14 protein-coding genes and 1 tRNA gene are annotated in these 19,456 nt (G+C 70.6%); 10 read left to right on the top strand and 5 right to left on the bottom strand.

Annotated elements, in window-relative coordinates; translation table 11 throughout:
- Positions 1-30: 30 nt before the first annotated feature.
- Together ACZ6SD_RS26800 and ACZ6SD_RS26795 are read left to right on the top strand one after the other, a co-directional pair.
- On the top strand, positions 31-606 hold the full coding sequence (locus tag ACZ6SD_RS26800; protein WP_465319761.1) for an RNA polymerase sigma factor: 576 nt from the start codon (positions 31-33) through the stop codon (positions 604-606).
- Positions 603-1,364 carry a methylated-DNA--[protein]-cysteine S-methyltransferase gene (locus ACZ6SD_RS26795; RefSeq protein ID WP_465319760.1) on the top strand — a complete coding sequence of 254 codons (762 nt, stop codon included), beginning with the start codon at positions 603-605 and terminating at the stop codon, positions 1,362-1,364. Before ACZ6SD_RS26800 ends, ACZ6SD_RS26795 begins: the two co-directional genes overlap by 4 nt.
- A 1,103-nt stretch (positions 1,365-2,467) precedes the next feature.
- On the opposite strand, the gene ACZ6SD_RS26790 is transcribed toward ACZ6SD_RS26795, so the two are convergent.
- Together ACZ6SD_RS26790 and ACZ6SD_RS26785 are read right to left on the bottom strand one after the other, a co-directional pair.
- Positions 2,468-3,670 carry a hypothetical protein gene (locus tag ACZ6SD_RS26790; RefSeq protein ID WP_465319759.1) on the bottom strand — a complete coding sequence of 401 codons (1,203 nt, stop codon included), beginning with the start codon at positions 3,668-3,670 and terminating at the stop codon, positions 2,468-2,470.
- 105 nt (positions 3,671-3,775) lie between these two features.
- Entirely contained in the window at positions 3,776-4,726 is a 951-nt protein-coding gene (locus ACZ6SD_RS26785) for an aldo/keto reductase (protein ID WP_465319758.1), read from the bottom strand.
- A gap of 237 nt (positions 4,727-4,963) precedes the next feature.
- Here ACZ6SD_RS26785 and ACZ6SD_RS26780 point away from each other — a divergent pair, with 237 nt between their 5' ends.
- From ACZ6SD_RS26780 to ACZ6SD_RS26765, 4 genes are all read left to right on the top strand, one after another.
- Positions 4,964-5,995 (top strand): hypothetical protein, encoded by a 1,032-nt coding sequence (locus ACZ6SD_RS26780; protein ID WP_465319757.1) that lies wholly within the window; start codon positions 4,964-4,966, stop codon positions 5,993-5,995.
- Positions 5,992-6,927, top strand: a complete 936-nt coding sequence (locus tag ACZ6SD_RS26775) for an SDR family oxidoreductase (RefSeq protein WP_465319756.1) — start codon at positions 5,992-5,994, stop codon at positions 6,925-6,927. Before ACZ6SD_RS26780 ends, ACZ6SD_RS26775 begins: the two co-directional genes overlap by 4 nt.
- A 36-nt stretch (positions 6,928-6,963) precedes the next feature.
- The gene (locus tag ACZ6SD_RS26770; protein ID WP_465319755.1) at positions 6,964-8,034 is read left to right on the top strand and encodes a TauD/TfdA family dioxygenase; all 1,071 of its coding nucleotides are present in this window, start codon (positions 6,964-6,966) and stop codon (positions 8,032-8,034) included.
- Positions 8,035-8,125: 91 nt separating this feature from the next.
- Positions 8,126-8,749, top strand: a complete 624-nt coding sequence (locus tag ACZ6SD_RS26765; RefSeq protein WP_465319754.1) for an alpha-ketoglutarate-dependent dioxygenase AlkB family protein — start codon at positions 8,126-8,128, stop codon at positions 8,747-8,749.
- A gap of 423 nt (positions 8,750-9,172) precedes the next feature.
- Here ACZ6SD_RS26765 and ACZ6SD_RS26760 read toward each other — a convergent pair whose 3' ends face one another.
- Positions 9,173-9,868, bottom strand: coding sequence for a 2OG-Fe(II) oxygenase (locus tag ACZ6SD_RS26760; protein WP_465319753.1), 696 nt, complete (start codon positions 9,866-9,868; stop codon positions 9,173-9,175).
- A 90-nt stretch (positions 9,869-9,958) separates the two neighbouring features.
- Here ACZ6SD_RS26760 and ACZ6SD_RS26755 point away from each other — a divergent pair, with 90 nt between their 5' ends.
- Both ACZ6SD_RS26755 and ACZ6SD_RS26750 read left to right on the top strand, forming a co-directional pair.
- Positions 9,959-13,225 (top strand): hypothetical protein, encoded by a 3,267-nt coding sequence (locus tag ACZ6SD_RS26755; RefSeq protein WP_465319752.1) that lies wholly within the window; start codon positions 9,959-9,961, stop codon positions 13,223-13,225.
- Positions 13,222-13,725: a hypothetical protein gene (locus ACZ6SD_RS26750; RefSeq protein WP_465319751.1), complete on the top strand. Its 504-nt coding sequence runs from the start codon at positions 13,222-13,224 to the stop codon at positions 13,723-13,725. Before ACZ6SD_RS26755 ends, ACZ6SD_RS26750 begins: the two co-directional genes overlap by 4 nt.
- Before the next feature lie 90 nt (positions 13,726-13,815).
- On the opposite strand, the gene ACZ6SD_RS26745 is transcribed toward ACZ6SD_RS26750, so the two are convergent.
- Complete coding sequence (locus tag ACZ6SD_RS26745) at positions 13,816-14,223, bottom strand: histone-like nucleoid-structuring protein Lsr2 (RefSeq protein WP_465319750.1); 408 nt, start codon at positions 14,221-14,223, stop codon at positions 13,816-13,818.
- A gap of 945 nt (positions 14,224-15,168) precedes the next feature.
- Between ACZ6SD_RS26745 and ACZ6SD_RS26740 the strand changes: the two genes are divergently transcribed.
- Both ACZ6SD_RS26740 and ACZ6SD_RS26735 read left to right on the top strand, forming a co-directional pair.
- On the top strand, positions 15,169-15,753 hold the full coding sequence (locus tag ACZ6SD_RS26740; protein ID WP_465319749.1) for a dihydrofolate reductase family protein: 585 nt from the start codon (positions 15,169-15,171) through the stop codon (positions 15,751-15,753).
- A 205-nt stretch (positions 15,754-15,958) separates the two neighbouring features.
- Positions 15,959-16,045: transfer RNA gene (locus tag ACZ6SD_RS26735), tRNA-OTHER, on the top strand.
- 72 nt (positions 16,046-16,117) lie between these two features.
- On the opposite strand, the gene ACZ6SD_RS26730 is transcribed toward ACZ6SD_RS26735, so the two are convergent.
- Positions 16,118-19,090 (bottom strand): glycine--tRNA ligase, encoded by a 2,973-nt coding sequence (locus ACZ6SD_RS26730; RefSeq protein ID WP_465319775.1) that lies wholly within the window; start codon positions 19,088-19,090, stop codon positions 16,118-16,120.
- Between the last annotated feature and the right edge of the window lie 366 nt (positions 19,091-19,456).

Here is a 19,456-nt window from a genome sequence, read left to right as displayed (position 1 = left end):
CCGATCGCCGCGGGCGGTGTTCTACTGGACATGCCTGACGACGCCCTGCTCACCGCCCTCACCGACGACCTCGACACGGGGTTCGCCGAGCTGGTCCGCGACTATGAGCGAATCGTGTACTCGGTGGCGCTGCGGATCGGCGGTGGCGGGGACGCGGAAGACCTCACCGCCGAGTGCTTCCTGCGCGCCTACGGGGCCCTGCGCGGCTACGACCGGTCGCGCATCCTGGCGCTGCGGCCGAGGGCGTGGCTGCTGACCATCCTGCTCAACACCTGGCGCAACACCGCCCGCGCGGCGAGCAGACGCCCCCAGCAGACCCCGTTCGCGACCCTGCCGGAACGGGCGATGGCCGGACCCAGCGTCGAGGACATGGTCGAGAACGGCGAGACCCGCCGCGAGCTGGGCGAACTGGTGTCGGGCCTCCCGGACGGACAACGGGTGGCGGTGGTGCTGCGGCACGTCGTCGGGCTGCCGGTGGCCGAGATCGCCGCCGTCATGCGGCTCCCCGAGGGGACCGTCAAATCACATATCTCCCGCGGCCTCGCCCGGCTGCGCGAGGACTACGCCGCCCACGCGGCGTCCGAGGCAAGGAAGGTGCCGCGATGAGCGTCGAAGACCGGATCGCCGAGGAACTGTCCAAGCTGCTCACCACCCCGCCGCGCAGCACCGCCACGAAGGTGTTCGCCGACTGGACGATCGTCTCCAGCAGAATCGGAAACCTCTACGTGGCCTTCACCGACGCGGGCGTGAGCTACATCCGCACAGCGGAGTCCGTCCACAACGACGACAAGACGTTCATGGAGGTCTACCACCACTCGTTCCACCGCCCACTGCGCCGCGCCGAACGCCCACCCACCGGCCTGGCACCCGCCCTGAACCGTCCCGCCACCGCCAAGAACATCCCGGTCGACCTCCGCCAGCTCACCCCATTCGAACGGGAAGTCCTCACCGCCATCCGCCGCATCCCCCCGGGTCAGACCCGCCCCTACGCCTGGGTCGCCCGGGAAATCGGCAGGCCACGCGCCGTCCGCGCGGTGGGCACCGCCCTGGGCAACAACCCGGTGCCGGTCCTGATCCCCTGCCACCGGGTCATCCGCTCCGACGGACAACTCGGCCAGTACATCTTCGGCAGCGAGGTCAAGGAAAACCTGCTCCGCGCCGAGGGCTCCAATGTGGACGAGACCCTGGCCCTGGCCAAAGCCAAGGTCTTCTACCTGGGCAGCGACACCACCCACATCGTCTGCTACCCCACCTGCCCCGACGCCCGCAGAATCACCCCGGCCCACCGCCAAGGCTTCCGCACCCTCCCCGAGGCCCTCGCCGCGGGCTACCGCCCCTGCCACCACTGCAACCCAACGACATGACCGCCGCCCGCACCCGCCCGCACTCAAGGCCGCCCCTACCGCCACCACGATTCCCGCAGGGCGCCAGGCCACATCCAGCGCGGGCCAGCACCGCTCGGACGAGGTCACAGTCAGTAGGAAGGGCCCGATGAACGTCGGCGCCGGTACCGGTGCCGGTGCCTGGCCGGGCCTGTGCCGGTGTCCGGGCCAGCCATGCCCGGCCTGCATTGGTGCCGGGCCAGGTCGGGCCTGGTCGGGCCTGGTTGGACCTGGTTGGACCTGGTTGGACCTGGTTGGACCTGGTTGGACCTGGTTGGACCTGGTCGAGCCTGGTTGGACCTGGTCGAGCCTGGTTGGACCTGGTCGAGCCTGGTTGGACCTGGTCGAGCCTGGTTGGACCTGATCGGGCCTGGTTGGACCTGATCGGGCCAAATCGGGCCAAATCGGGCCTGTGCCTGTACCGGCGCCGGTGCCGGCCTGTGCCTGGCCACGGCCTGTGCCTGTGCCGGTGTCCGGGCTGGTCATACCGGGCCTGCGTCGGTGCCGGGCCGGGCCTGGTCGGGCCAGGCCGGGCCTGCGTCGGGCTTGGTCGGGCCAGGCCGGGCCTGTGCTGGCACCGGTGCCAAGCCGGTGTCCGGGTCGGGCCTGTACCGGTGTCGGTGCGGTGCCGGGCCGGCCGGGCCTGCGTCGGTGCCGGGCCTGGCGGGGCATGTGCCGATGCTGGCACCCGTGCCGTGCCGGTGTCCCGGGGCCGGGGCCGGTGCCGGTGCCGGTGCCGGTGCTCAGGATGTTGGCCAGGACCGTCCGCGTCGGAGTGGTCGGACTTCCGTGGAGGTGGTGTGGCGTTCCCGATAGCGGGCGACGGCCATCGGGGTGATCGTGTGGATCGAACCGACCGGTTTCCGGCCTTGGCGTTTCCGGATAGCTGCGGGCAATCCGGCATGGCAGGTCGGACTCGCCTGCGGCTTGACCGACGCGCCGCTCAAGCCGATCGGCGTCAGGTCGGGCTGTTTCCGGCACGGCCTCCCGGCCGACGCCGACGACCACCACTCCCGTCCACTCTGGTCGAGGCGATCCCGCGACACGCCGGGCGGGCGCCGGTCACGACGGTGTCAGGGGTGTCCTCAGTAGATGGTCCAGGTCGTGGCGCGGTTGACGGCGCCCTGGATTGGGGCGCCTTCGACGTTGAGGGCGGTGGTCCAGCCCGCGATCATGCCCGCGTTGGTGATCCCGGTGACCCAGACCGTTCGGGTCACGGACAAGGTCAGGATCGGCACCGGAGGCAGCTCCACCGTCTGGCCGTTCTGCCAGCGGAAACCTCGGGAACCGAACGCGCCGGTGCCGGTGCCGACCACGTCGCCGTTGTCGTTGATCGCAGTGGCGGTCGCGTCCCGCAAGCCCGGGGCCAGGCTGATGGCCGTTCCGTCGCGCCACAGGGTCGCTCGGGTGACGTTGTCCGGGCCGGTTTGGCTGCCGATGACGTCGCCGCGGTCGTTGATTGGGTCGGCGGTTCGGGCGACGGTGCTGCCGGGGCTCGTGGGGTCGCCGAGCACCACCACTTCGGAGCCCTTCCAGGTGACGGCGATGTCTTTGGCGGTGGCGCCGTCCGCGCTGAGCACGGTGATCGTGCCCGCGATCTGGCCGGAGCCGTTGATGCCGTACACCACGACCCGGTTCACTCGCATGCCCGCCGGGTTGGGCAGTTGGGCGCAGCCGGTCGCGTCGCAGCGGGCGGCGAAGGCCGCGCCGGACCGCGCTGTGACGGCCATGGCGACCTGCCCGGCGTCGTTGATGCCCGCGCCGTTCACGGCGACCCCGGCCATGGTGGCGGGGGTGTGGCCGGGCGGAACCAGCTCGGTGTACCCGCCGGTGGGCCGCCACAGGCCGATCCGGGCGTCCGGACTGTCCGGCCTGACCCTGATCAGCACCTCGCCGCGGTCGTTGATCGCGGCGCCGGTGCTGAAGGGGACGTCAAGCAGTGTCACCTTGGTGCCGTCCGGCTGCCACAGGGTGGCGCTGCTGCCGCTGCGGCCGACGATCTGGTCGACGTCGTTGACCGCGGCCAGCGTGCCCGACCCGAGATCGGTGATTCGGCCGTTCTTCCAGGTCGCCGCCTGGGTGCCGCTCTGCCCGATGGCCCGGCCGTTCTCGGCGAGGTGGCTCACCAGGGCGCCCGGCTGCCCGCTGACCGCGCCCATGTCGGACGGAACCGCGAGCCCCAGCGCCGCCTGCGCCCGCGTCGGCGCGACCACAGCCTGGCCGACTGTCACGACGGCGGCGGCCAGCACGCCTAGTGCCACGAACCCCGATAAGCGGCCACGTCTCATGCCGGACATTATGTGGGCCCGGCTGGCGATCAAGATGTACGCCATTCGGCCGCCGCTGACCTCAGTCGCGTCCCGTTGGCCTTCCGCGTTGCCCCATCGGCACGGTCAGGCGTCGGCGGATTCCTCGGAAGCCAGGGACAGCAGCCGCACCTGTGCCTCATCAAGGGTGAGTTCGAGGAAGGCGAGTTGGTCGGCCAGTTGCGCCTGGTCGCGGGCGCTGGAGATCGGCGCGGTCACGGTGGGCTGCGCCGCGAGCCAGGCGAGGGCCACCGCGGTCACCGTCGTGGCGTGCGCCGCGGCCACGGTGTCGAGTGCTTCCAGCACCCGCGCGCCGCGTCGGGAACGCAGGTACTTGGCCGCGGCCCCCGACCGTGGGCTATCGACCTTCTCGCCAGGTCGATACTTGCCGGTCAGGAACCCTGACGCCAGCGCGTAATACGGCGCCGTCGCCAACCCGTGGGCGGTCACCACCTCGGCCAGGTCGCCCTCATAGCGGGCTCGTTCCATGAGGTTGTAATGCTGTTGCAGGACAACGTATTTCGCCAGGCCGTCGCGGTCGGCCGCGGCCAGGGCGGCGGCGAGGCGTTCGGCGGAGATGTTGGACGCGCCGATATGCCGCACCTTTCCCGCCGCCACAAGCTTGTCCAGCGCGCCGAGAAAATCCTCGACCGGCACATCGGGGTGGTCGTAATGGGTGTAGTAGAGGTCGATGTGGTCGGTGTCGAGGCGGCGGAGGGACTGCTCCACGGCGCCTTCGATGACTCGGGGCGCGATGCCGGTGAACTCGGGGTGAGCGCCGACTTTGGTGGCGATGACCATCCGGTCGCGGTTTCCTCGGGCTTTCAGCCACTGCCCGATGATCCGTTCCGACTCGCCGCCGGAGTTCCCGGGCGCCCATTTCGAGTAGGAGTCCGCGGTGTCGATGAAATTTCCACCCGCATCGGCGTAGGCGTCCAGCACGGCGAACGAGCTTTCCCGGTCCGCCGTCCAGCCGAAGACGTTGCCGCCAAGAGCCAGGGGAAACACATCGAGTTCGGTCCCGGCGATCAGAGTCATGCGAGAAATCCCGTTCCGGATGTCAGTGGGGCACAACGACGTCTCGTCGTCGCGGTGGGCAGGCCGCCCGGATGACAGCGCCCGCGCCATGATCGCACGCACGGCACGAGGTGTCATGTTTCGCGCGCCGGATGGCCGACGAGGGGCACGCCAGGTGTTGGTGCCACCGTGTGAAACGCGCGGACGTCACTTGACAGGCGGTTGACAGGAAAAGATCGACGGTGCCACCGTCTGGTCATGAAGACGCACAAAACAGCCGTTGCGTCGAACGGTCCACTGACCCTTCCTTTTCCGCACCTCCTCCCCGCCAGCCGCCTCGAATTGGCGTCCACTGTCGACATTCTGGACGAATTCGCGCTTTCGCCGTCGCGGCTGTTCGAGGACACCCGCGAGTTCGCCGCCGCGGCGAGCCGGTGCGTGGAAAAGCACCATCCTGGGTCCTCTTCCGCGCGAGTGGACCAGGGCCTGGGCGCGGTCGAGGATTTCGCCGAGCACGACGGCTTCTTCCGCGTCACGCGCGTGTCGGGCAACGTCGGCGTCATGTTCCTCGCGGGCACGGCGTTGAGCCACGCGCGGGTCCTGACCGATCTGCGGACCATGGGAACGACCATGTCGTCGGCGGAGGTGGCGCGCCTTCTCGACGGCTATGCCCTGCTGTGCCGGTGGGCCTCGTCGGCGACCGTCGACGCCCCCGGCCCACCGCCCGCGCGAACCGCGCCGTTGGCCGACGGTGACGCCTACCAGCCGTCCGCCCGCTGGCACCTCGGGCACCAGCACTTCTTCGTCCAGATGCAAGCTCTCGTGGTCGCGCTAAACGCGCTGGCCACCGCCGTCGCCCACGGGGACGACCCAGGCGTGCGCACGGGACTGCTGCTCGCCGCCCGGCTGGCGCTCAGCGCGGCGGCGGGCTTGCGCTACGGCGGAGATTTCCGGCCCGAGGACTACCGGTCGGTGCGGGACACCATGCTGCCGCCCCGCCTGAACATCGGATTCAGCGGCATGCAGACCCGCGACCACCACGCGCTGGTGCGGGGCTTCCGCCGTCTCCCACTGAAAGCCCTGCGCTCCCAGGCCGAGGAGTACGGGACTTTCCTGACCGCGATCCGCGCGATGTACACCGCACACGTGCACGTGTGCGACCACTTCGGCGGCCGGTTCGGACCGAGTCTGCGGATGGAGGCGCGCTCGCACGAGCAGACCCGCACTGAGGCTTCCCTTGTGGTCGAAGCGCTCGCGCACGGCCGCCTGCACATCCTGGAACGCTCATGACCAGCTCAGAAAATCCCGGAAAGCCAAGCACTGCGCCAAAAGTCTGGCTTGTCACCGGCGCCGGGCGCGGCCTGGGCGCCGACATCGTCCGCGCGGCCCTGGCCACAGGTCACCGGGTCGTGGCGACCGGTCGCCGTCCCGATCGCGTCGAGCAGGCGCTCGGCGCGCACGACAACCTGCTGGTGACCGGGCTGGACGTCACCCAGCCCAGCGACGCGGACGCCGCCGTCGCCGCTGCCGTGCGGCGCTTCGGTCGGATCGACGTCCTAGTGAACAACGCGGGCAACTCCTACCCGGGCTACTTCGAGGAGATCCCGCCCGAGGAGCTTCGGGCCCAGATCGAGACCACCTTGTTCGGCCCGATGAACGTCACCCGCGCCGTCCTGCCGAGGATGCGTCGGCAGCGCGGTGGGCACCTCATCACGATCTCCTCCATCGATGGCTTGGCGGGCCTGGAGTTCTGCGCCGCCTACGCCACCGCCAAGTTCGGCGTCGAGGGCTGGATGGAGTCGCTGCGCCACGACGTGGAGCCGTTCGGCATCCGCACCACCATCGTCAACCCCGGGCTCTTCCGCACCGAGTTCCTGGCCGAACCCTCCACCACCTGGCCGCAGCCCTCGATTGACGATTACGCCGAGCGCGCCGCTGCCCTGCTTCCGGCCTGGCAAGCCAAGAACGGCACCCAGCCCGGCGATCCGACCAAACTGGCCGCGGCCTTGGTCGACCTCGCGGGCGCCGCGGAGCCGCCACCGCGCTGGATCGTCGGAGACGACGCCCTGGTCACCGCGGAAGCCAAGGCCAGGCAGCTCTTGGCCCAGGTCGAGGCTTCCCGCCAGTCCGGCGGCGGCCTGAATCACCCCCCGGCTGACACCGGCGCCGACCCCCGCCACGGAGAACAGGCGACAGCCGCCGCCCGCGGTCGTGCCCGCTAATCGGGGCGTGAACCTGCCCGGAGAAAGGAAGCAGCGATGACGGACACCGCGCAGGCAACACCCCGCCACGACGGCGCCATTGCGACCATCGCACGCCTGGACCTAACCGCGCAGGAGGGCAGCGCGCTGCGCGCGGTCGCCGACGGGCTGCTGGACGCCGATCCCGGTCACGCTCTCGACCAACGGCTGGACACCGTCGCGGTCCTCGCCCACGACCTGCCCATCCGGGTCCGCGCGGCCCTGACCGGTTTCCGGCTGACCGGCAGGCCCTACGGCGGGTTCGTCCTGTCCGGCCTCCCCATCGACCAGGACCTGCTCGGGCCGACCCCCACCGACGACCGCCCGCCGGACTCACCCGAACTGCGCCGCGCCACGGCCATGCTGCTGCTGGTCGGCTCGCTGCTGGGCAGCCCCATCTCCTTCCTCACGCAGCGCGCGGGCGAGCTGATCCGCGATGTCTTTCCCCTGCCCCACCACGAGAAGGAAAAACTGGCCTCAAGCTCCACGACGACGCTGCACTGGCACACCGAGGACGCCTTCCACCCGCACCGCCCCGACTGGGTCGTGCTGGTCGGCCTGCGCAATCCCGGCAACGTCAGCACCACCTTCGTCCCCGTCACCGATTTGGACCTCGCCCCCGAAACCCGGCGCACCCTGTCCGAGGAGCGGTTCACCATCGTCCCGGACGGGTCCCACTCGCCGACCCTCGACACCACCGGCGACAGCGCCCACCGCCCCAGCCCCGAGACCTTCCACCGCATCGTCGCGGAGACCTACCGACCACGCGAACTCGCCATCCTCACCGGCGACCCGGCGGCGCCCTTCCTGTGCGTCGACCCACCCTTCATGCGGCGACCCCACCAAGACCCCGAAGCCGGAGCCGCCCTCGACGCGCTGATCGACACCATCGACCGATCCCTGCGTGAGGTCACCGTGGAACCAGGGCAGATATTGGTCATCGACAACAAACGCGCCGTGCACGGCCGCCGCCCCTTCCACCCCCGCTATGACGGCACTGACCGCTGGCTGCGCCGGGTCAAGGTGGCCGCCGACCTCCGCGCGACGGAAGGACGCCGGTTCGGTTCCCACGGCAGGGCGGTGGTGTGACAAGCCTGCCCCGCCTGGGAGGCGATGCGATCACGGTGCGCGGTGTGAAACGGTGGTCTTCGAGTGGACGTTGTGGATGCGAGGTGTGCCGGTGCTGGAGTTGATTCCCCGACAACGGGTCGAGTTGGGGCCGGGAGCGGTGCACGTGCCGGACTGGTTGGCCGCCGACACCCAGCGGGCGCTGGTCGCGGCGAGCAGGGAATGGGCGCGCGGGTCGCGGCACACGCGGATGCCCAACGGCGGCGTGATGTCCGTGCGGACGGTGTGCCTGGGCTGGCACTGGCGGCCGTACCGCTACTCCCGCTCGCTCGATGACGGGTCGCCGGTGCTGCCGTTTCCCGACTGGCTGCGCGAGCTAGGGCGGCGCGCGGTCGCGGAGGCGTACGGCACGGCAGGCGACTACACGCCGGACGTCGCCCTCGTGAACTTCTACGACGCCGCCGCGAAAATGGGAATGCACCAGGACAAAGACGAACGCAGCCTCGCCCCCGTGGTCTCCCTGAGCCTCGGCGACACCGGGATCTTCCGCTTCGGCAACACCGAGACCCGAGGCCGCCCGTGGACCGACATCGAACTCCACTCCGGCGACCTCGTAGTCTTCGGCGGCGAGTCCCGACTGGCCTACCACGGCGTGCCCAAGATCCTGCCCGGCACCGGAGACATCGGCGGACGCCTGAACATCACCCTGCGCGAATCCGGACTCTCACCCGAGTAGCCATAACCGAGAGCCCGAAGTCCCCGTTCCTTGTTCGTAGCTCAGGATCAAGGAGTTGTGGTCGCCAGGTCGGGCATGGCTTACGCCCCCAGTCGAACGCATGATCCGGCTTGACAACCACATAAGAACAGCCCCAACCTGCCCGCGCCACACCGGCAGCCGAACCGCACAGAACCCAGCCGCCACCACCAAACCGCCGCACAACGCCCGCCCCACGAGCAACCCGACGCTCCGATTCCGCCCAACCGACACCCGACTACGCCAACCGAAACCCGATCACGCCCAGCCGAAACGCCCAACCCGCATACGACCGGCCACCGAACCCGGGCTGCTCCAGTAGGCCGCTCACCGGCGCCCGCCGCCACGCTCGCGTCTGCCTCCGCGTCACCACCGCCCTCGTCTGCCCAGAAGACCCTGTCTTGGTCACCTCGCGTTGTGGAAGATGATTCCGAGGACCCACCTCCGTCCTGTGTGGACTTTGCTCACGCCGTGCCGCATGGCGACTCTCCGATACCCCCGCGCGCCGGGGACCGGGCGGTGGCGGACCGGGAACACGACCGCCTGACCAAGACCGGGACGAAGCACCATGGCTCGGGATTGCTGCCGGGGCCGGTTCTCCACGAACACGCTTTCGCCGCCGGTGAAGTCGTGCTCTGGGGTGCTGAGCATGATCGCCACCTGTAAGGGGAAGGTCAGGTCGCCGTAGACGTCTTGGTGCAGGCAGTTGTAGCCGCCGGGGGCGTAGCGCAGGAGCAGGGGTGTGGGTTTGTGTTGGCCCAGGGCGGCGCACTCGGCGAGGAGGCCATCCAAATCGGGCGGGTAGGCGCGTTCGGCCAGTTGGGTGGCCCAGTGGTTCGCCAGGGTGGCCAGGGGTGGGTAGAGGGTGGTGCGCAGGGTCGAGACCAAGGGCACCAGCGGGTCGGCGAAGTACTTGTAGGTTCCCTCGCCGAAGGCATGGCGAGCCATGACGACCGTGCTGCGGAACACCTCGTCGTGGTCGAACAGGCTGATCAGGTCGGCGCATTGGGCGGGGGTGAGCAGCGGTGGGGTCATGGCGACACCGGCCGCGTCCACTTCGGCGGTCACGGTGGGCCAATCCAAGTCGGGAAGGTCGGTCATCGGAGGCTCCTGTCGTAGGTGTCGTTGAAGGAACACCGGCTCCCGGGAAATGGTTGCGCGGGGTCGGCCTCGGGCCGACAGAATGCAGCCGTGCCCCTCTCCGCGCGACGGCTGCTTCGCGACCTCGACCAGCTTCCCTACCCGGCCCGCCAGCGGACGCTGGCCGCGACCGCACGCGACCTCGACGCCGATGACCTGCGGGTTCTCCTTGACGGGCTGCACAACGGCGACTCGTTCGCCCGGAGCGTGGGGCTGCGCCTCGCTGCGGTCGCCGGTGACGCGCGGCATGTGGAGCGGTGTCTGGCCGGTCCGGAGACCGCGCTGCGGGGGCACGCCCTGGGCGTGGCGGTCCGGCTGAACATCCCGGCGGTGGCCGCCCAAGTGGACACGTTGCCCGCCGCGACGCGTCGGAAGCTCTATGGCGCGGTCCGCGGGCGCAGGCGCACCGAGTTGGCCGATCTGCTGCTGCCCCGGGTCCGGGCGCGGTTCGGCGACGCCGAGGCCGTGGCGGTGTTGCCCGCCTGCTCTGGACCGGTCGTGGCGGCCGCGCTACCGGAACTCTCTTACGCTGTCGGAAGCTGGGGCGCGCTCGCTCACCGGCACCCGGTAGTCGTCCTCGATCACGTCGAAGCCGAATTGGACAGCACGCCCCGCGCGCGTTGGCCCGAGCTGGGATTCCGGCTCGGCCAGGTCTTGGGCGCCGTCGCCGCCGCGGCTCCGGACCGGGTGCTCGCGGTGTTGGAGCGCACCGAGGGCTTGGGGATGCCCTACCCGGTGGTCGGTGTCCTCGCCCGGCACGACGCGGCGCGGCTGCTGCGGGTGCTGCTCGACCCGCGCCGGGTGGGACCGCTGCCGACCAGCCGGGCGCTGTGGCGGGCGCTGCTCGGCCGCGCCGACGCCGACCTCGCCGCGCTGGGCCGGGTGCTGCCCGGCGACCGGGTGCCCAAGTTCCTGCGCGTCCTGCCGCCCGCGCGCCGCGCCGCGGTCTACGCGGGCGTGCTCGGCGACCGCGACCTGGTCAGCGCGGGCTTGCCGTTCTCCACCTTGGACGAGTTGCCGCGCGACGCCCGCGCCACGGAGGCCGAGCGGCTGCTGGCTCTGCGCGGTGTCGCCGACGACCCGAAGGCGCGGCTCGCGGTGGCCGCGCGCACCGCGTGGGCGACGGCCGCGCCGGTGCTGGCCGAGGCGACCCGCCGGTCCACAGCGGACGAACGCGCCGAGGCGTACCCGCTGGCCGTCGCGGCGGCGGCCGGGACGCGCGACCCCGACACGTTCGGCGCGTTCCTGGCGTCGCTGACCAGGCTGCGCAACGAGCAGGAACCCGTGCGGGCCGCCGCGCTGACCGCGCTCGCCGCGGTGCCGCCGTGGCTGATCCGCGACGCCGACGTCCCCGTGGTCATCGGGCTGGTCACCGACGCGACCGAGGCGCGGGACCGGTCCTGGGTCAGCGATCACGCGATCCGCACACTGTCCACCCGGCTTATCCGCGAGGGCGCGGCAAGTCGGCGGGAAGCCCTGGTCGACGGCGGTGTGGCGATCCTGGCGCGGCTGGGCGAGACGGCGGCCTGGCTGGATCTGCACCGGTTGGACCGCGCGCTGCCGCGCGGCGCGGAGCACGAGGTGTTCACCGCGCTGCGGCCGCGAATCGACGCCGAGGCCCGGCAGGGCCGGTTCGTCGTGGCGCTCTCGCTCGCCGCGGGCCTAAGTAAGCGGGCATGGGACATGCCCGCGTTGCAGGATTTCGTGGACAAGGCCCGCCGAGCCAAGGACGACCGGACCGTGGGTCAGGCGATCGAGCTATGGCTGGCCCGGCCCACTACCCGGGGTGAACGGGTCGAGCAGGTGCTGCTTGCCGACCCGTCCACCATCACCTTCCACGCGGTCCGGAAAGCGATCGCGTGGCATCGGACAGACCTGCTGGACAAGGTGCTCTCCGGTCCCCTGCACGGCCGTTTCCTCCCGCGCGGCGTGCGCCATATCCCGTTTTTCACCCGTTGCTTCCACGCCTGGCTACCGCGGCAGAACGCGCGATACGTGCGGCTCTTGGCCGATTACGCGCGGAACAAGTCGGTGCCTCTGCACGAACGGGTGGCGGCGACCAGGACTCTGCGTGAGGTGCCCGGGTCCGCCGCGGCGCTGCGCGGGCTGGCCGGGGCCAAGGAAGTCGCCATCGCCGAGTCGGCGATGGCGGCCCTGGCCTGGACCGACGAGCCTGCCGACGTCCTGCCCGACCTGATCGCGTGGGCGGACACCGACCGGGCGCGGGTCGCGGTGTACGCGGTGGGCCGGTGCGCGCGGTTCGTCATGCCGGGGCCGCTGGGCGCGATGCTGGCGCCGCTGCTGACCGGCCAGAAGGTCACCGCCCGCAAGGAGGCCGTGCGGCTGGCGGTCGAGCACCGGGTGCCGGACGCGACCGCGGTGGCAGCGGCGGTTTTCCGGACGCCGTCGCAGCATCGCGACGTGCGCCGCGCGGTGGTCTCGGCGTGCCGCCTGCTGCTCGACGAGCCGGTCGCCTGGGAGCTCCTGGCCGAGGCCGTGGCCGACGAGCACGCGGTCGCGGCGGCGGTGGTGGAGACCGCGCGGGACACCGTGCCCGAGCGGCACCGCGCCCGGTACGCGGGCCTGGTGCGCGCGGTGGCCGCGTCGACCGACCAGGACACGGCGCTGCGCGGCCTGTCGGCGCTGCCCGCGTGGAGCCGCTGGGACACCGCAGGGCCGGGCGTCTTGGTCGACCTGGTCACCGACCTGGCGGCGACCGCGACCTGGCGGCGGGCGGTGTGGGCGTTGGCGACGCACGCGGGCGCCACCGACGACCCGGCCCCGCTCCTGGCCGCGGCCCGGGGCCTGCTCGCCGCCGGGGAGACCGGCGGCCCGGATCGCGACCTGCCCGCCCGGCAGCGGCTGCTGGAACTGGTCCGGGTGATCGTGGACGCCGCTGTCGCGGGCCCGGGAAGACCGCTCGCGGTAGCGCTGTCCGACCTGCTTACCGACGTCGAGGACTATCAGGCGGCGGCTGTCGACTTGGCGCTTGCCGCAGTGTCGGTAGAGCGGGCCGAGCCCGCGCCGCTGCTTGCCGCGCACGCGTTGGCCGTGACCCCGGTGCTGCGGTGGCAGGCGAGCCGGACGCTGCGGTCACGGCTGCGCGGGGTCGTGCACCGCCTCCCCCAGGACGACCTGCCCGCGCTCGCCCACGCCCTAGTTGCGGACGCCCCGGCGTTCGCCCTGGCCGTGGCCGAGGTGGCGGGCACGGCAGGCGGCTGGACGGGCCCGCTGCGGGATGTGCTGGCGGAACTGCGCGCCCACCCGGACCCGGACGTGCGGCGAACGGCGCTGGACACGTTCACCACCGTGGAGTGACCGTGCGCCGTACGTGGGCATTGGCCGTGGAAAGCCCTGGCTCGGCGGGCGGCCTGGGATTATCGCGGCGGGGAGTCAGCCTGAAAGAGCAGTTCGGCCCTCGGCCGCCTTGCTACCGTGGACGAGTCAACGACGGCGAAGGGAACCGACAAATGCCGGAGCCAGTACTGGTCTCGATCGCCGCCGCGGTCGCGGCGAAATCCATCACCGGGGTCTACGAGCTGGTGAAGACCAAGTTCGCCAAGCGCGCCGAGGCGGCGGCGGCGCTCGAAGCCGCCGAGGGGGCCGCGCCCGATTCGCCCGAAGTGGCCGCGCTGGCCGACGAACTCGCGCGCGCGGAAAAAGCCGACCCGACATTCCAGACCGACCTGCGGTCAGAGTGGGCAAAGGTGTCGGTGCACCAGCAGGCCGAGCACGGCGGCGTCGTCAACCAGATCAGCGGCAATGTCAGCGGCAAGGTGTTGCAGGCCCGGGACATCCAGGGCGGCGTGACCTTCTGAGCCCCGCGCTTCCGGGCCGCCGCGTCAAACACGAGCGAGGCGGGGACCGCGGCGACGAATCGCCGCGGTCCGTCCCGGTGAAAAGGCTTCTCAGCCGGAGAACGCGGCCTTCTTCGCCTTCGAGCCGCCGTTGGACTTGGCCTTGACGGTGTGCGCCTCCTCGAAGGCCTCCACGACCGCGGAGGGGATACGGCCCCGCTCGGAGATGTCGTGCCCGTTCTGGCGCGCCCAGTCGCGAATGGCCTTGGTCTGCTCCTTGCTGCGGGCGTCGCCCGCGGGCTTGGCGGCCGAGACCACGGCGTTGCGCTTGACCCGGCCACCGGTGCGCCGGGCGGCGGCGACGAACTCGGCGAGCTGTTCGCGCAGCCTGGTGGCGTTGGCCTCATTCAGGTCGATCTCGTAGTTCGCACCGTCGAGGCTGAATTCGACCGGGCGGATGTCGTCGCCCGCCGAACCATCCAGGTCGTCGAAAAGCTGGACGATGGTCTTCTGAGCCATGAGGCACCTCACTGAACACGCGGCGTCATCGGGAATTGGATTGCGAGTGGCGAAACCACCCCCACGAACAGTACCCGTCAGTCACCGTTAGGCCAAATACTTCTCGTTCGCCGAATGCCCCCGCGTGTCGCAGACCACTGGCAGGCGACAGGGTGATTCCGGCGGCTTCCGCCATCGTTCATCGGCATTCGGCGTCCGCGAAACCTGACAAGGCCGCTCACAGAAACCACACTTCCGCCCGAGGTTGTCCGCATCTTCGGCTGAACCCGGTGGGCGAACGATCACAGTAAGCCACCGCTGAAACCCAGAGCGCGGAGGGCGGCCCAGACATCCGATTTGGCCGGTCGCACCCCGATGTTGTCACCACGGCGCACGGAGTTTGGCACCCGGGACAAGGGTTCGACCCAGATGGAGTGCCCGCGGCGGCGGGCCGAATGGGTGCGGATAGGACGCCGACTGGGGTATTCGGCCGCTCACCGGTGTTCACCGATAGCCACCGCAATTGCCGAGCCGGGCATGTCCAAGGCGAGGAGGACTCAGTCAGCCGAGCCCGGGCGATGTCCACCCGATTGGCGGCATCAGATGGCGCGCGTTGACCGCCTGCTCCACTCCGAACGCCGCCGCCACGTGCGGCGCCGCGGCGGATTCCGACCAGCCGTTCACCGCGCGCGGGTGGCGAGTGCGGCACAGACGCGACCACGCGGCCCGGCAAGCCTGGAATGGGTGGCGCGGCTGCCCCGGTAGGACCACCGCTCATGGTCTTCGGGCCAGTGCCGGAATGCCCGGCCCTCGCCGCACCAGCGTCCGCAACAACCGTCTTGCCCATGGTCAAGCCCAAGCGGGTGCGCCTCCAGGCTATTTTGTGGCAGTGGCGATCGCACCGAGCCCGTTCGCCGCGTGGATCGACCGACCGCGGCCCCTGTTTGCCACCTTCGAGGAGAGCGCATGACCGCCACCTACACCTTCGATGTCTTCGCCAGCCTCGACGGCTACGCCTCCTACAACAGCGACGGGGACTGGGGCGGCTACTGGGGCAAGCAAGGCCCGGAGTTTCTCGACCACCGCCTCGCTTTGTACCGCGAAAAGCAGCGGATGGTCCTCGGGGCCAACACCTTTCGGCAGTTCATGCGGATGCTGGGTCCGCGCACCGGGGAGCTGAAGGAACTCGACCCGGTGAACACGCAGATGCGAAACATGCCGACAACCGTGGTGTCGACCACACTCGAAGGCCCTCTTGACTGGCCGGACGCGAGTTTGGTGAGCGGTGACGCCGTCGACGTCGTCGCCCGGCTCAAGAAGGAGTCCGATGTGCCGCTGCGCTCACACGGCAGCCTGTCGATGAACCGGGCGCTGATGGCCGCCGGTCTGGTCGATCGCGTCCAGCTGACCGTCTTCCCGGTGATCACCGGTCGCACCGGCGCGGAGCCGATCTTCCAGAACTCGGCCGACTTCGACCTAGAGCTGATCGAGAGCCGAACGCTCGACAACCACATCCAGGAACTCATCTACCGGCCCACCCTGCACACCTGAGCCGATCCACGCGCCACCTTGTCAAGCAGCCAGCCCGATCCCACACCCTTGCCGCGACCCCAGTGCCCATTGTGGACTCGGGGTCGCGGCAGAACTCGCCACGGGGTCGTGGTCGATCGGTGGAGTCAGAGGAAGGTCAGCAAGACGTCAGGCAGGGGTGGCAGAGTTGTTCTCAGCAAGGCAGCGAGGACAACAGAAAACGCCAGGAGAGGTGCCCGGAGTGGCTTATCGGGTTCCTAACGCGAGTCGGGAAGGGCTTCGGCCCGCGCAGGTTCGAATCCTGCCCTCTCCGCCGACCACCACCCCATCGCCCGTTCCGCCGGGGCCGCTTACCCCCCATGGCTTGCCCCGGCGGAACGGGCACTCACACGTCCAGAGACTGCCAGTCCACCACCGGCGCCGCCCAGTCCCGGATTGTGGCGAGCAGACCTAGGCGGGCCGCTCGGATCGCCGGGTTTTCTGCCATTACCAGGATTTCCTCGAAGAAGGTGTTCACCGGAGCCGTGAGAACGGACGCGGCTGAGACGAACTCCGCCAGGGTGGTCCCCGCGGCCTCCTGCGCCTTGACGAAAGCCTGGTGCAGCGCGGACTCCGCGGGCTCGGTGAGCAGAGCGGGGTCGTAGCCGGGGGCGGTGTCCTTCGGCACGATGCGGCGGACGCGCTGCAGAGCGGCGACCAGTGCGGCGAAGTCGGGGTCGTCGGCTCGGTGGGCCAGTTCGGCCAGGGTTTCGTCGGCCAGGGCGGGGGCCGCGGCCAGCGGCAGGACGGCTGAGACCTGGTCGTGCGGGTGGCCCGCGTCCAGCAGGTGCTGTTCGTAGCGGCGGGTGACGAACTCGGCGACGTCCGCTAGGACGGTCTCCGGGACATCGATGCCTTGGGCGCGCACGCGTTCCGCGGCCGCCGACAGTCCATTCGGGACGGTGAGGGCGCGTAGGCTCGGGTGGGCGCGGAGGATGGACACGACTCCCGCCGCCGCGCGGCGGAGGCCGAACGGGTCGGAGCTGCCTGTGGGCTTCGCGCCGACGGCGAACAAACCGGCCAGCAGGTCGAAGCGATCGGCCAGGGCCAGCAGGGCGCCGGGGATGGTGGCGGGCGGCTTGTCGCCGCCCGCGCGGGGGAGTTCCATGTCGAACAGGGCCTGGGCGACCGACTCCGACTCTCCAGCGCGGCGGGCGTACTCGCGGGCCATGGTGCCCGCCAGGCTGGTGAGTTCGATGACCATCTGCGAGCCGAGGTCGAACTTCGCCAACTCGGCCGAGCGGCGCAGCGTCGCGGTGTCCTCTTCGGACAGATTGGCGTTTGCGGCGAGAGCCATGGCCACGGCGCCGATGCGGTCGGCGCGGTCGGCGACCGAGCCGAGGCGTTCCTCGAAGGCGAGCTTGGCGATGCCCGCCTTCATGTCCGCGAGCGGGGTCCGCAGGTCCGCCCGCCAGAAGAAGCTCGCGTCCTCATACCGCGCGCGCAGCACCGCCTCGTTGCCCGCGCGCACCGTGTCGTGGTCGCAGGAGCCGTTGGCGACGGCGACGAAGTGCGGCAGCAGCGCGCCGTCCGCGTCGCGGACCGGGAGGTAGCGCTGGTGCTTGCGCATCACCGTGGTCAGGATCTCGGCGGGCAGGTCGAGGTAGCGCTCGGCGAAGCCGCCGATGATCGCGTTCGGCTCCTCCACCAGGTTGGTGATCTCCTCGATCAGCGCCGACTCGGCCTCGACGTCGATGCGGCCGCCGACCGACGCGGCGAGTTCGTCAGCCGCGGCGACGATCCGGGCGCGGCGCTCGGCCTGATCGGCGACGACACCGTGCGCGGCGAGGAAGTCCAGGTAGCCCTCGGCCGTGTCGACGGTCACGACCGGCTCCGCCGCGGTGCGGTGCACCCGGGTCGCGCGGCCAGCGGCCACAGTGGACACCGCGACCGGGACCTCGGTGTCGCCCAGCAGCGCCAGCAGCCACCGCACCGGCCGGGAGAACGACAGCTTCGGGTCGTTCCACCGCATGTTCTTGTCCGCGCGCAGTTCCGCGACGATCTCGGCGAGGATGCCGCTGAGCACCTCGACCGCGCCGCGGCCGACGTCGGTGCGGGTGATGCCGACGTACTCCACACCGTCCACATCGAACCGACGCAGCTCGCCCGGGTCGACGCCCTGGCCGCGGGCGAACCCGGCGGCGGCCTTGGTCGGGTTGCCCTCGGCGTCGAAGGCGGCCGACGCGCGCGGGCCGCGCACGGTGCGCTCGGCGTCGGGCTCGGTCGGCTCGACCGCGGCCACGATGGCCACGACGCGCCGGGGGGTGGCGTGGGTGGTGATCTCGCCGTGCCCGAGCCGGGTGGCGGCGAGCTTGTCGGCGAGCGCGCGCCGCACGGCCGCCGCGGTGCGGGTGACCTCGTGCGGGGGCAGTTCTTCTGTGCCGATCTCGAACAAGAGAGTGCGCGCACCGTCCACAGTAGAGAACACTGTGGGCGCGGACACAGCGGCGGGCAGGTCCGCGGTGCCCAGCGGGTGGCCCAACTCGGCCCGGCGCTCGGACCAGAGCGCGGCGACCTCGCGGGCCAGGCCGCGCATCCGGGCGAACGCCTTGGCGCGCTCGGTGGTGCTGACCGCGCCGCGCGCGTCGAGGACGTTGAAGGTGTGCGAGCACTTGAGGACGTGCGCGTGCGCGGGCACCGGCAGGCGCGCGTCGAGCAGCCTGCGGGCCTCGGCGGCGTAGTCCGCGAAGAGTCTGCGCTGAGTCTCGACGTCAGCGTCGTCCAGATAGAACCGGCTCATCTCGTACTCGGCCTGGCCGAACGCCTCGCCGTAGGAGATGCCTGGCGCGTAGGCGATGTCCTTGAAGTGGTCTACGCCCTGCAGCGCCATCATGATCCGCTCGACGCCGTAGGTGATCTCCACCGACACCGGGTCGAGGGTCTGCCCGCCCGCCTGCTGGAAGTAGGTGAACTGGGTGATCTCCAGCCCGTCGAGCCAGACCTCCCAGCCCAGGCCCCAGGCGCCGAGCGCGGGCGAGGCCCAGTTGTCCTCAACGAAGCGGACGTCGTGGGCGTGGATGTCGATGCCCAGCGCTTCGAGGCTGCCCAGGTACAGCTCCTGCGGGTTGCCCGGGTCGGGCTTGAGGACGACCTGGAACTGGGTGTGGGTCTGCAGCCGGTTCGGGTTCTCCCCGTAGCGGGCGTCGTCGGGCCGCACGCTGGGCTCGACGTAGGCGACCCGCCACGGCTCGGGGCCCAGAACTCTGAGGACGGTGGCCGGGTTGAGGGTGCCCGCGCCGACCTCGGTGTTGAACGGCTGCACCACCATGGCGCCCCGCTCGGTCCAGTACCGGGTCAAGGAGAGCAACGCGTCCTGCATGGTCAGCACGGCGGGAACCTCACTACTACGGATAAGGGGGGTGCCCGCGCAGTCTAGGCGGTGCGCCCGGCAGCCTCCGTTCGCGCCCGAGATATGGCCGATCACGCACTACTTGAAGCATTGACACACACCCGAGTGACAATTTTCCCCATTCGTGCTAGTTCATGATCACCAACTTGGGCTAAGGCCGTGCCGAAATTACCGGCGAGCAGTCACTCAAAGTAGTACGGGGTCGCCCGAAAAAGGGAGATTTAGCAATATGCCAAGGAATTGGCGAAAGTCGCCCCGTTGATCCTTTAGACTGTTGTCACTCCCCGATGAAGACCCGGTCATCGAATCATCGCTGACACCCCCGAGGGTCACTCA

Source organism: Actinokineospora sp. NPDC051303 (genome assembly GCF_055586285.1).
This window is presented reverse-complemented; position numbering and strand designations above follow the sequence as displayed.

What these genes read in the sequence shown, in the direction of transcription:
- ACZ6SD_RS26795 (WP_465319760.1), top strand. Translation starts at nt 603, where the DNA reads ATGAGCGTCGAAGACCGGATCGCCGAGGAACTGTCCAAGCTGCTCACC.
- ACZ6SD_RS26775 (WP_465319756.1), top strand. Translation starts at nt 5,992, where the DNA reads ATGACCAGCTCAGAAAATCCCGGAAAGCCAAGCACTGCGCCAAAAGTC.
- ACZ6SD_RS26780 (WP_465319757.1), top strand. Translation starts at nt 4,964, where the DNA reads ATGAAGACGCACAAAACAGCCGTTGCGTCGAACGGTCCACTGACCCTT.
- ACZ6SD_RS26770 (WP_465319755.1), top strand. Translation starts at nt 6,964, where the DNA reads ATGACGGACACCGCGCAGGCAACACCCCGCCACGACGGCGCCATTGCG.
- ACZ6SD_RS26740 (WP_465319749.1), top strand. Translation starts at nt 15,169, where the DNA reads ATGACCGCCACCTACACCTTCGATGTCTTCGCCAGCCTCGACGGCTAC.
- ACZ6SD_RS26745 (WP_465319750.1), bottom strand. Translation starts at nt 14,223, where the DNA reads ATGGCTCAGAAGACCATCGTCCAGCTTTTCGACGACCTGGATGGTTCG.
- ACZ6SD_RS26790 (WP_465319759.1), bottom strand. Translation starts at nt 3,670, where the DNA reads ATGAGACGTGGCCGCTTATCGGGGTTCGTGGCACTAGGCGTGCTGGCC.
- ACZ6SD_RS26800 (WP_465319761.1), top strand. Translation starts at nt 31, where the DNA reads ATGCCTGACGACGCCCTGCTCACCGCCCTCACCGACGACCTCGACACG.
- ACZ6SD_RS26760 (WP_465319753.1), bottom strand. Translation starts at nt 9,868, where the DNA reads ATGACCGACCTTCCCGACTTGGATTGGCCCACCGTGACCGCCGAAGTG.
- ACZ6SD_RS26785 (WP_465319758.1), bottom strand. Translation starts at nt 4,726, where the DNA reads ATGACTCTGATCGCCGGGACCGAACTCGATGTGTTTCCCCTGGCTCTT.
- ACZ6SD_RS26730 (WP_465319775.1), bottom strand. Translation starts at nt 19,090, where the DNA reads ATGCAGGACGCGTTGCTCTCCTTGACCCGGTACTGGACCGAGCGGGGC.